The 11,219-nt window shown below is 68.8% G+C and carries 11 protein-coding genes; 7 read left to right on the top strand and 4 right to left on the bottom strand.

Annotated elements, in window-relative coordinates:
- Window positions 1-83: 83 nt before the first annotated feature.
- Together ABZ656_RS08710 and ABZ656_RS08705 are read right to left on the bottom strand one after the other, a co-directional pair.
- On the bottom strand, window positions 84-1,304 hold the full coding sequence (locus tag ABZ656_RS08710; RefSeq protein ID WP_360265870.1) for a carbohydrate-binding protein: 1,221 nt from the start codon (window positions 1,302-1,304) through the stop codon (window positions 84-86).
- A gap of 123 nt (window positions 1,305-1,427) precedes the next feature.
- A complete protein-coding gene (locus ABZ656_RS08705) occupies window positions 1,428-2,033 on the bottom strand; it encodes a hypothetical protein (RefSeq protein ID WP_101406717.1) in 606 nt (201 codons plus the stop codon).
- A gap of 449 nt (window positions 2,034-2,482) precedes the next feature.
- Here ABZ656_RS08705 and ABZ656_RS08700 point away from each other — a divergent pair, with 449 nt between their 5' ends.
- From ABZ656_RS08700 to ABZ656_RS08685, 4 genes are all read left to right on the top strand, one after another.
- Complete coding sequence (locus ABZ656_RS08700; RefSeq protein WP_360265919.1) at window positions 2,483-3,274, top strand: carotenoid oxygenase family protein; 792 nt, start codon at window positions 2,483-2,485, stop codon at window positions 3,272-3,274.
- Window positions 3,168-3,401, top strand: a complete 234-nt coding sequence (locus tag ABZ656_RS08695) for a hypothetical protein (protein ID WP_360265867.1) — start codon at window positions 3,168-3,170, stop codon at window positions 3,399-3,401. The genes ABZ656_RS08700 and ABZ656_RS08695 overlap by 107 nt, the downstream gene beginning before the upstream one ends.
- 2 nt (window positions 3,402-3,403) lie before the next feature.
- Complete coding sequence (locus ABZ656_RS08690; RefSeq protein WP_360265864.1) at window positions 3,404-3,577, top strand: hypothetical protein; 174 nt, start codon at window positions 3,404-3,406, stop codon at window positions 3,575-3,577.
- 354 nt (window positions 3,578-3,931) lie between these two features.
- On the top strand, window positions 3,932-6,826 hold the full coding sequence (locus ABZ656_RS08685) for a BTAD domain-containing putative transcriptional regulator (protein WP_101406718.1): 2,895 nt from the start codon (window positions 3,932-3,934) through the stop codon (window positions 6,824-6,826).
- A 43-nt stretch (window positions 6,827-6,869) separates the two neighbouring features.
- Here the strand turns inward: ABZ656_RS08685 and ABZ656_RS08680 are convergent, their stop codons facing one another.
- Window positions 6,870-8,243 (bottom strand): hypothetical protein, encoded by a 1,374-nt coding sequence (locus ABZ656_RS08680; protein ID WP_360265861.1) that lies wholly within the window; start codon window positions 8,241-8,243, stop codon window positions 6,870-6,872.
- Between the two features lie 507 nt (window positions 8,244-8,750).
- Here ABZ656_RS08680 and ABZ656_RS08675 point away from each other — a divergent pair.
- Both ABZ656_RS08675 and ABZ656_RS08670 read left to right on the top strand, forming a co-directional pair.
- A complete protein-coding gene (locus ABZ656_RS08675; protein ID WP_360265916.1) occupies window positions 8,751-9,002 on the top strand; it encodes a multicopper oxidase domain-containing protein in 252 nt (83 codons plus the stop codon).
- Window positions 8,909-9,214, top strand: coding sequence for a hypothetical protein (locus tag ABZ656_RS08670; protein WP_360265931.1), 306 nt, complete (start codon window positions 8,909-8,911; stop codon window positions 9,212-9,214). Before ABZ656_RS08675 ends, ABZ656_RS08670 begins: the two co-directional genes overlap by 94 nt.
- Window positions 9,215-9,390: 176 nt before the next feature.
- Here the strand turns inward: ABZ656_RS08670 and ABZ656_RS08665 are convergent, their stop codons facing one another.
- Complete coding sequence (locus ABZ656_RS08665) at window positions 9,391-10,557, bottom strand: MBL fold metallo-hydrolase (protein WP_360265858.1); 1,167 nt, start codon at window positions 10,555-10,557, stop codon at window positions 9,391-9,393.
- 280 nt (window positions 10,558-10,837) lie between these two features.
- On the opposite strand from ABZ656_RS08665, the gene ABZ656_RS08660 reads away from it, so the two are divergent.
- Window positions 10,838-11,080: a hypothetical protein gene (locus ABZ656_RS08660; protein ID WP_129592366.1), complete on the top strand. Its 243-nt coding sequence runs from the start codon at window positions 10,838-10,840 to the stop codon at window positions 11,078-11,080.
- Window positions 11,081-11,219: the final 139 nt, after the last annotated feature.

Genomic DNA, 11,219 nt, shown 5'->3' with positions numbered 1-11,219 from the left:
CGGCGCACGTCCGGCGCCGGTTGGGCGGGGCACCTCAAGGGCCCCGCCCAACCGGTCCGGCAAACGGTCAGGCGGTCAGATCGTCAGCAGGCGCCCTCGTCCTGCCAGACACCCCACTCGGAGGCCACGGGAGTCTCGTTCTGAGTCCACCACTTGGCCTTCCAGTTGTGGCTGTTGTACGACACCTCGTTGCCGACGGTGTAGACCGCGGTCGAGCTCCAGGCCGGCTTGCACCCGGTGCCCGGGGGCGTGGGCGTCGGCGTCGGCGTCGGGGTGGGAGTCGAGGAGGGCGGCGTGTCCCCGGCGAACTTCACCGAGTACTTGGCGAAGTCCCCGGAGTTCTGCGCCACGCTGGAGCACGTGCCCGAGGTCCGGCCACCGTTGTCGGCCGGGGTGCACTGGCGGTCACGGTTGAGGGACCAGAACGTGAAGCGGTCCATGTTGTGGCTGGTGGCGTAGTCCAGCACGGTCTGGAAGTCGGCCTGTGTGAAGTACTCGCCGGTGTCGCTGCGCCCGTTCATCCCGGAGAAACCTTCGTGGGCGTAGGCGGTCGCCTGGTCCCATCCGAAGGTGGACTGCAGGATCTGGTTGAAGTTGGTCAGCGCGCTGGTCTGCGAGGCCGCGCCGTTGAAGCCGCCGTCGAACGGCATGATGGAAAAGTTGTTCGGGGTGAAACCCTGTGACTTCGCCTCCAGCAGCATCTGCTTGCCGAACCAGCCGGTGCCGTCGGCGGTGCCGGCGGTGGTGACGGAGACGTAGAGTCCGGGGTTGTTCTGCTGGAGGAGCTTTGCGGCGCCGATCTCGTTCTTGATGGCCGCCGTGTTCTCGTACTCCGGCTCTTCGAGGTCGAAGTCGATGGCGTGCAGTCCGTACTTGGTGATGACCTGCTGGTAGGCCGCCGCCGTGGCAGCCGCGTCCGAGCACACCTGGCCGAGCTTGGTACCGCCGTAACCGCCGATGGAGACGGAGACGTCGCCGCCCTTGGCACGGATGGTGTTGACGACCGACTGGACGGCGGTGTCCGAGGAGACCGCGGCCGTACCGCCCCATGTGGGGCTGCAGCCGCCGCCGTTGGGGGCGAGGACGAAGGCGAGCTGGAACGCCTTGAGGCCGGTGGCGTCCATGATGGCGGCCGGGTCCGGGGGGTCGTTGTCGAGCGGCATCAGGTAGGGAGCCGCGGCGTACCAGCGGTTGCTGAGTGCGGAGGTCGCGCCGGAAGCGCTGCCCGCGACCAGTGCGGTCGTGCCCGCTGCGGCGAGTCCGACGGCGGCCGCCGCGCCCAGACATGCGCGAAGACGTCTCACTGCGTGCCTCCAGGGAGTGGGGAGAGTCGCCCCAGCTTCCTGCAGGTGTTGCGTCCATGCCAATAGATTGGCCTAGACCAGATAACTTTTGGACTAGACCATACGATTGCTTTACCTCTCGGGTCAGCCCGTCGCCTGCGTCCTGACATGTGCCGGGTACCACTTCGTGAAGCGGATCGCCGCGACCAGCAAGGCGATCGGGATGACCCAGTTGAGCCAGTCCGACCCCGACTTCACGTGCAGTGCGAGCAGTCCCAGCAGGGCCGTGGCCAGGAACACCCCGCCCCACATCGCCGTCAGGATCCGGTTGGTTCGCCGGAACAGCGGTGAGTCCCAGTACCTGCGGGGCACCGACTCACGTGCGTACTGCTCGGTGAACGGTGTGAAGGCGAGGGAGCCGAGTGCCACGACGGCGATCACTCCGTTGGACAACGTCTGCGCGTAGGTTTCCAACCACATCAGGTCCTGGCGGTCCACCACGAGCCCGAGTACGAAGATGACGGCGAAGAACACCAGACTCGCCGCCTCCAGAATCTTGAAGCTCCCGCGCCGCAGTTCGGGCACATTGAGCACAAGGGCAGCGATGAGCGCGGCCAGTGCGGCGTACTTCCACGTACTGGGGCTCGCCACCACGTCGAAGATGATCCAGGGGGCGAAACCGAGGAAGACACTGTTGGTGCGCGGGGCTTCGCGGCTGGACGCATCGGCCTGCGCATCCGCCGCCTGCATTCCGGACGACGACACTGCGGACTGCGGAGACTCGCCGCTCCCCGTCGCTCCGCGTCCTCGATTCGCATCGGGTTGAGCCATCGGACACCTCCACGGACGGCGCCTCCATGTCGGAAACCGAGAGCGCGAGGAAACCCCCGGCCGGGCGCTGAGGCGAGGATCTCTGGTTCTCATGCTGCGACCGGCCCGACCCCGCCGCATCCGCTGCGGAAGTCCCCCGGTATCTGTTCGGCACTCCGTTTGCAGGCGGCAGACCTCGGCGTTCGACTGAACGATGACGGCTGACTGCCCGTCGGCGCCGGGACAATTCGCTCGCTCCGCACCGGGACTCACCATGACCTCGCACCCACCCACCACGTTGGACCCCACCGGCGTCGCGCACCTCATGGGCTCCTTCGCCCCGGTCACCGAAGAGGTCGACGTCATCGGCCTGGAGGTCCGGAGGGCGCCTGCCGAACGACCTGGACGGGCTGTACCTGCTCAACGGCCCCGATCCACGGTTCAGCCCCATCGGCTCCTACCTCTATCCGCTCGACGGCGACGGCATGCTGCACGGGGTGTGGATCTCCCAGGGCGAAGCGCCCTGCCGCAACCGGTTCGTGCGCACACCCGCCGGGCTCGCCGAGGAGAAGGTCGGACGAGCCCTGCGGGCAGGACTGGAATCGATGATCATGCCGGGTCCGGCGGACGTGAGCCCCGATCTGGCCGACACGTTCAAGAACCTGCCCGACATCGACGTCGTCAGACACGGTGGCAGGATCCTCGCCCTGGCCGAATCCGCCTGCCCCTTCCGGGTGAGCCCGGATCTGGACACTCTCGGCAAGGAGACCTTCGGCGGCGCACTGCCCTCCGGCATCACGACGCATCCGAAGATCGACCCGCTCACCGGCGAGATGGCGGTCTTCTGCTACGGCCTCGAACCGCCGTGGCTGACCTGGTCGATCACCGGACCCGATGGAACGATGCGGCACGGCCCCACCGTCGTGGCCGGGGTCGACGAACCCATGATGGTCCACGACATGGCGTTGACGAGCCGCTTCCTGGTGCTCGTCCTCGCACCGGCCTTCCTCGATCTGCCGGCCGCCATGAGCGGTGGCCCGTTTCACCGCCTGGCGCCCCGAGCGCGGCACACGGGTGGCGCTCGTTCCACGGGACGGAGGGCCGGTGCGCTGGGCCGAGGACGAGGCCTTCTGGCTGTGGCACACCGTCAACGCGTACGCCTCGCCAGGCCGGCCCGGTGAGGCGGACGGACCGGACCCGACGGTGAGGCTCGACTACATACAATGGCCCCGGTTGGCACTCCGTGACTCAAGACGTCGGGCTCGGGACGTGCGGCCGACAGGGAGGACGGCAGCGGTCTGGCCCTAGCCGTGATCGATCCGGCCGCCGGGACCATGCGGCGCACCCTGCTCGACGACTCCCACGTGGAGTTCCCGCGCGTCGACGACCGCCTGATCGGCCGCCGCCACAGCCGCTGCGCGCGGGCAGCGCGTACCCCTGGTGCGGAACTCCTCTCAGGCGAATTCGACGCGTTGCGCTGGTAGGACACCCAGGGCGCCGCGGGCTCGTGGGCTGCGGGGAACCTCTCGGTCGGGGAACCGGTGTTCGCACCGGTGCCGGGTGACCCGTCGGAGGATCAGGGCTACCGGACTTCTTCTGTACGCGGCGCAGGAACCGGAGGCGGGGCCGGTGGCGCACGTACGGATCCCGGTGCGCGTACCGGTGGGCCTGCACGGATGCCGGCTGCCGACGGAGGACTGACGGCATCGTCGGGCGCGGAATTCACCTGATGCCGGAAGCCTCCAGGACATTGCCGTAAGTCGGTCGTCCTTCGGGTAGGCGTCCCAGCGGCGTGACGTAGGGTGAACGCCGGGGTGGAAGACCAGAGGGGGCATGAGGTGGCACCGGAACCGGTGCGGTTCGCGGTACTCGGACCGGTTCGGGTCTGGCGGGCGGGGACGGAGCTGCACCTCGGACGTCCGCAGGAGAGGGCGCTGCTGGCCCTGCTGTTGGTACGGGCAGGTCAACCCGTCTCCATGAGTGAGATCGTCGACGTCCTGTGGGGCCGGCGTCCGCCGGACACCGCGGTCAATGTGGTCCACCGGCATGTCGGGGCACTGCGCCGCCTGTTGGAGCCCGGCCTTCCGACCCGGGCACCGGGCCACTGGCTCCTCCGGGATACGGGCGGATACCGACTGGTGGCCGACAGTGGCTCTCTGGACCTGTTGCGCTTCCGTGCGCTGCGGGTCGAGGCCCGGCGGGCCGCCTCGGACGGAGCGCCCGCACGGGCCGTGGATCTCTTCGCCGAGGCGTTGTCGCTGTGGCAGGGGCCGGCCGCCCACGGGATCCCCGTGGAGGCGCGCGCACACGCGGCGTTCGGTTCACTGGACGACGAGCGCCTCGCGACCGTGAAAGAGGCCGCCGATGTCGCGCTGCGTGCGGGCGTGCCGGGTGTGGTCCTCCCCCGGCTCCAAGAGGCCGCTGCCGACAGCCCGTTGGACGAACCGCTGATGGCCAGGCTGATTCTCGCTCTCTCGGCCACCGGCCAGCGGCCAGCGGCGCTCAGCACATACCTCACCGTGTCGGACCGTCTCGCCGACGAGTTGGGCATCGATCCTGGACCGGAACTGCGCGACGCCCACCAAGCGGTGCTGCGCGACGCGGCATCAACGGCGGCCGGGCCCGGAGCCGGGGCCTCCGAGGCGCGTACCGCCGAAGGTCCGGCGGCCTCGGACCTGGTCGGTCCGCGAGCGGCGCCCCTGCCCGTGCCCGCGCAACTGCCGCTCGATCTGCCGACGTTCACCGGTCGGCGGGCCGAACTGGACGAGGTCCTCGCACCGCTGTCGAGCCAGGGGCGGTCCGCCGAAACAGTGGTGATCAGTGCCATCGGCGGAATGGCCGGAGTCGGCAAGACCACGCTCGCCGTGCACTGGGCCCATCGGGTCACGGACCGCTATCCCGACGGGCAGCTCTACGTCAATCTGCGGGGCTTCGACCCGTCGGGGGCCATCATGCGTCCCGACGAAGCGATCCGCGGTTTTCTGGACACGCTGGGAGTACCGCCGGAACGCGTCCCGCACGGTCTGGACGCCCAGGCCGCGCTCTATCGCAGCATGCTGGCCGGACGCCGGTTCCTCGTCCTGCTGGACAACGCACGGGATTCCGATCACGTACGGCCGCTGCTGCCGGGCACGCCCGGCTGCCTCACGATCGTCACCAGCCGGAACCAGCTCTCCGGTCTGGTGGCCGCCCATGCGGCCCACTCCCTCACCCTGCGTCCGCTCGACACCGACGAGGCACGGGAACTCCTCATCCGCCGTCTGGGGGCCGAGCGGGTCGCCGCCGAGCAGGAGGCGGTGGCGGAGATCATCGCACTGTGCGCCGGACTGCCGCTGGCCCTGGCCTGCGTCGCCGCCCGCGCGGCCACCCACCCGCACTTCTCGCTGTCGGCCATCGCCGCCGAACTGCGCGAGGCCCATGGCAGTCTCGACGCCTTCATCGAGGCCGACGCATCGGCCGATGTCGGCGCGGTCTTCTCCTGGTCCTCCCGCGCCCTCTCACCCGACGCCGCCCGCCTCTTCCGACTGCTCGGACTGCATCCCGGACCTGATTTCACCGCACCGGCCGCTGCCGCCCTGGCCGGGCTCGCGGTACGGAAGGCGCGGCTGCTGCTGACCGAGCTCTCCCGCGTGCACCTCATCAACGAGCATGTCCCCGGCCGGTACGCCTTCCACGACCTGCTCCGCGCCTACGCCGCCGAACTGGCGCACACCCAGCACAGCGAGGCCGAGTGCCGGGCGGCCGTAGACCGGCTGTTCGAGCACTATCTGTACTCGGCGCACGCCGCCGGTCGGCTGATCGCACCGTACGTGGACACGATGCCGCTCCCGCCTCCCCCTGAGGGGACCCTCCCCGAACCACTCGCCGACGACGAGTCGGCTCTGACCTGGCTGGCGGCCGAGTACGCGGTGCTGCTCGCCGTCATCGACGCGGCCACGAGCTCCGGTTCGGACCGCCTCGTCTGCCTGCTCGTCTCGTCCCTGGAGCGGTTCTTCGACCGGCAGGGGCACTGGCACGACTGGGTGGTCGCCCAACGGACCGCGCTCGACGCCGCACTGCGGCTGTCCGACCCCGTCGTGGAAGCTCACGGCCTGCTCGGACTGGCCCGGGTGGAAGGCCGGCTGGGCCTGCGCGACGAAGCCGGTGCCCACCTCGACCGTGCCCTGGAACGCTTCACCGAACTCGGAGACGACGTCGGGCGGGCCTACGTCCACCTGAGCCTCGGCTGGGAGGCCGAGCAGCACGGTGACCTCCCCGGCGCGCTCCGACATGACCAGCTGGCCCTGGACCTCTTCCGGGCCACCGGTCGACAGGCCGCGCAGGCAACCGCCCTCAACGCGGTGGGCTGGGACCACGCGACGCTCGGGGATCACCAACAGGCCCTCAGCCACTGCCTCGAGGCCTTGACCATTCAGCGGGATCTCGGAGACCTCATCGGCCAGGCCGCCACCTGGGACAGCGTCGCCTACGCCCACCACAACCTCGGCGACCACCCGCAGGCACTCACCAGTTACCGCAACGCTCTCACCATCTTCAGGGACCTGGGCGTACCGTCCGAGGAGGCCGGAACCCTCGTCCGCATCGGTGACACGCACCGTACGACAGGCGACCACGAGGCCGCCCGCGCCGCCTGGCGCAGCGCCCTCACCCTCTTCACCGAACTCGCCCACCCCGACGCCGAGCGGGTCCGTGCCCGGCTCGATGAACTCGGCGAACCGCACGGTGACGCGTGACGGGAAGCGTGCCCCGGGATCTCAGTCCCGGGGCACACATCGGTCAGCTGAGTGAGCTGTCTATCGAGGACAACGGCACGGAGAACAGCACCCGTTGCGGAATCGCGGTATCGGTTCCTGTCCAGTGACCTGCACTGTCGGCCGCCCATTCGGTGAGCGTCCACACCCGGCCCGTACTCCACCAGTAGGACATGCTCTCGGTGTGCTGGCCCCAGCAGGCGTACGTGATGTCCTGCCCGCAGTTGGCGGCCGCCGTGGCTCCGCTGGCGTTCTGCCGCCACAGGATGCCGTGCTGGCCGACACCGCCGCGCGCGTCGTCGACGTAGAAGTTCGGTGTGCCACCGCTGGTGGCGCTGTGTGACAGCACGCCCTGCAGCCCGACGGCGTTCGTCTCGTACGCCGCCGAGGCGTTCACGTGGCTGCTGCTGTCCGTGGCGAGGTAGCCGGGGTCGGAGCCGAAGTCGTACCGCCAGATGCGGGCCGGCTCCGTGCCGCCGGAGGAGAACCACTCGGTGGCGACCAGGCTGTCCGGCACGCTGCTGCGGTCCAGCGAGATGGAGCCGAAGCACGGCAGGGAGTCGTCGTTGGTCGAACTACAGGCCCCGCCGGCGAGGCTGTAGGAGCCGACGGCCGGCATCACGTACTGGTAGCCGTCCGCCGACCATCCGCCACTCACCTTGCCGACCGCGGAGCTGTTTACGGTCGCCTGGAGGATGCGCTTCATGTCGAAGATGTACATCACGTTGTTGTCGGAGTCCTTCTCCCACGACGTGACGATCAGCTTGTCCTGGTACCAGACCATGCCGCCCATATGGGACTTGAGCGCGCGGTAGTCGGTGCCGCCGTTGAGCGGGATGACCGGCAGCACCCAGCGGTACTTGAGGTTGTTCGGGTCGTTGGCGTCGATGAAGGCGATACGGCCCATGTGGTCGGTGGTGGTGGTGCCGTTCTGGCCCCACCCGGACAGGATGACCTTGTTGGTGCCCCACACGCCGTCGTTGTCCGCGTCTCCGGAGGAGGTCACGGACTGCGGCAGCCAGTCCTGTGTCACCGCGTCACCGGTGTCCCAGCAGTACGCGGACTCAGCGGTCGGTTTCACCGGCAGGGCGGCGGTCTCGGTGCTGTTGCAGTTCGCCGCGTTCCGCATCGGGTGGTTGGCACTGGCGAGGACCTGGTCGACCCCGCGGGAGGTGCCCATCTCGCTCGCCAGGTTGTCGAGAGAGGCCGTCGGGACCCGGTGCTCGACCAGTTGGAGCTTCGCCAGCTCCGAGGACGAGGTGATCGTGGTCAGCTTGCCGGGGTTGTCGCCGGGGTCCGCCTGAGCGGTGCCCGCCGACACCACCAGCATGGCCACCGCCAGATACGCGGTGACCGCAGCGGGTCTCAGGCCCTTTTTGAATATTCCTTTGATCTTCACCTGACAGATGCTAAGGCGTTGTTGACCCCTGTTCTCGGTGATTGAGGACGGAACTTCACCGTTCGTCAGGTCGCGTCCCTGCGTCCGGCTGGGCCGCTGCCGTAGGGGCGGCAAAGACACGGAGCCGGCCGCCTGTTACGAGCGTCAGCGAGTCCAGCCGAGCGGTACGACCTGATCGTCGACTTCAATCAGGTGCCCGTGGGCACGAAGGTCAAATTGACGAACTACCCGGGGACGCAGGTCCACTTCCCCGGCATCCCCGGCTGCGGACCTGAAATCGGGGACATCATGGAATTCCGGGTCACCAAGCGACTGTCCGGAGGTGGGGACAGGACGACACCGGCCGAGAAACTCAATCTGCGGGCGATCGCACCCATCGAACCGAAACCGCACACCCGTCGGCGGGAATGGGTTATATACCAGCACGAGCTCTACAGGACGATGACGTTCAACGCGGTGCCATACATGGAGCCGTCCCAGGACTTCGTCAAGGAGGGCTCGACCGAGATCTGGGAGTACATCAATCCCAACCACGACGCCCACCCGATGCATGTCCACCTCGTCAACTTCCAGGTGCTGAACAGGCAGCCGATCGACGCGGCCGCCTACCAGAAGGATTACGACAAGTGGATCTACGGTGGCCGCAAACCAAAGGACCACCGGTGTTGGCCAACTACTTCACCGGCCCACCGATTCCGCCGGACCCGGACGAAACGCTGTCCTACAAGGACACGGTCAAGGCCTCTGCGCAGATGGTGACCAGAATCATCATTGAGGAATTCATCCCGCCGAAGGACGATATCGCGTCGATTCCGAACAGCGGCGCCGAGCTCCCGGCGACGTACATCCACCACTGCCACCTTCTCGAACACGAAGACGACGACCTCATGCGCCCGTGGACGATCGTCGGCCACGACGACCGCGGCGGCGGCGACCAGGGCACCGGCCACGGCGGCAGCCACGGCCACTGACGGGATCGATCGACGCGCGCGTGCCGGTCCGCGCCCAAGGGGCCCGGGCCGGCACTGACGCCCGTGACCCGACCCTCCCCGGACCCTCGGAGTGCAGCGCCCGCAAGAGGACGGATGTTCTCGGCCTTCGATAAAGGGCCGAGAGACACTGCTCGCGGGCCTGTTGTGCCTCGAAGTTACGGCTGCTGCCGAGCCGGAACAGGGTGGGCGCCCGCCGGGTGGCGGGCCTTGGAGACGGTCGAGGCTCCGTCGGGCACAGGCGCTGCCACCGTGCGCCACCACGGGGCTTGAGGCAATTCGCCGCCAGGTTCGAAGGGCTGACCCGGTATGGGCACGGCAACCCGAACACCTGCTTCAGCAGCGGCGGCGTACGTGCGCTCGGCGGGCTCCTCCCACGGATGCGGGGCCAGGTTGAAGGTCCCCCAGTGGATCGGCAGCAGCACGCCGTGCGGCTCGCCTCCGGCCAGGTCGAGGTGGGCACGGAGGCCCTCCTCCGGTGTCATGTGGATGTCCGGCCAGAAATCGCTGTAGGCGCCGATCTGCATCATCACCGCGTCGAACGGACCGTGCTCCACCCCGATTTCGGCGAAGCCGGGAAAGTACCCCGTGTCCCCACTGTGGAAGACCCGGTGCCTGGGACCGGCAGCCACCCAGGATGCCCAGAGCGTGCGGCGGTGCAGGGCTCGTCCGCAGAAGTGACGGGCGGGTGTGGCAGTCAGTGTCAGACCGGCGACCTGTGTCGACTCATGCCAGTCCAGTTCCGTGATCCGCCCGGGTGCGACTCCCCAGCGCTCCAGGTGCGCCCCCACGCCCAGCGGGGCCGCGAACTGGGCGCCCGTGCCGGCGAGGGCGCGGATGGTGGGCATGTCCAGATGGTCGTAGTGGTCGTGGGAGATCACCACGACGTCCACGGGGCCGAGATCCTCTAGAGGCAGCGGGACCGGGTGGAGCCGCCGGGGTCCCGCGAAACCCACCGGTGAACAACGCTCGCCCCATACCGGGTCGAACAGCACCCTTGCGCCGTCGATCTCGGTGAGAACGGTGGAGTGCCCCGTCCAGGTCAGTCGCAGACCGGATTCCGGCGCCGCGTCGGGTCCCGTGAGGGCCGGTCGGTGCAGGGGGATCGCCGCGGCCGGCCTGCGACGGACGCGATCGGCCCGGTGAACGTTCGTCCGGGCCAGGTCGAGCGCGGAGCCGGAAGCCATGGTCAGGGTGACCGTCGGGTTGCGGAAGCTGCCGTCGGCGTACTGAGGAGATGCCTGCATACGCTCCAGTCGTGCACCGGTGGGGATGCCGCCGAAGGCGGCGGGGCGAAGCAACCGCCCGAGGCGCGGCAGAGGCATGAGAGGTCTCCGTAGTGATAGCCGGGTGGGCCGAGGCTGCGATGAGACGGGAGGTTCACTGTCGACCTGACGCCTCGACGAACAGCCCTCGGGGTTTCCGCAGGATCTGCGACCCTGAATGTAGTCACTGGAAACAATGATGTCAACGACAACAATGATGCCAGTGTCTACATCTTCTGCACGTCGGCTGCGCGCTCACGCGCTCCGGCTGACCACCGGTGACCGGCGCCCGGCCCTCGGTACCGTGCGCCGAGGAGAGGGTGGAGGAGAGGGTGTGGGCATGGACATTCGGCAGCTGGAGTACTTCCTCGCGATCGTGGATCACGGGGGGCAACCTGGCGGCGTCGACCCTGTATCTCTCGAAGCCGTCGCTCTCCCAGGCCGTTCAGGCGCTGGAGCGGGGATCGTGGACACCGCCCTGCTCGGCGGGCCGGTCCCTGACCCTGCCGCCATCCGCATCCGCATCCGCTCCCAGGAGGCCGCGAACGACCTGCTCGCCCTCGCCCAGGCCGGCCGGCTGTAACCGACGCACTCCCCTGGGATCATCGACCTCGACGACCCGGTCCTGCCGTGTGGCGTCTCGCCCGGGTCGATGCCGATGTCCTCCGCCGGGCAGGTGCTCCGTCTGCCGAGGACGTCCGTCCAGGCCGGCGGGAGCCATC

This window comes from Streptomyces sp. NPDC007095 (assembly GCF_040634475.1).
In the GTDB taxonomy this organism is placed as follows: Bacteria; Actinomycetota; Actinomycetes; order Streptomycetales; family Streptomycetaceae; genus Streptomyces.
The sequence above is the reverse complement of the archived record's forward strand: the minus strand, read 5'-3'. Positions and strand labels throughout refer to the sequence as shown.